Here is a 237-nt window from a genome sequence, read left to right on the forward strand (position 1 = left end):
GATAAGCTATATGTAAGAAAAGAATTTCACGGGTGTGGTATTGCTACGGCTCTCATGGAACATGCTGTTGAACAGGGCTTTGCATGCGGATATTCAAGTCTGTGGTTAGCAACTAATTCGTATAACAAGCGTGCTTTGCGTTTTTATGAAAAGCAGGGTTTTACACCTGTTGGAACGAGAATCTACTACGTAGGCAAAACTCGTAATGATGATGTCGTTTTAGAGAAACCTCTTATT

The 237-nt window shown here is 40.1% G+C and carries 1 protein-coding gene; it reads left to right on the plus strand.

Annotation, left to right across the window (positions count from 1 at the left end; all coding sequences use genetic code 11):
• Nucleotides 1–237, plus strand: a 237-nt coding sequence (locus ACSNOK_RS36125) for a GNAT family N-acetyltransferase (protein ID WP_436784879.1), incomplete at both ends; no start/stop codon positions are given.

Source organism: Streptomyces sp. URMC 126 (assembly GCF_051386555.1).
Lineage (GTDB): Bacteria > Actinomycetota > Actinomycetes > Streptomycetales > Streptomycetaceae > Streptomyces.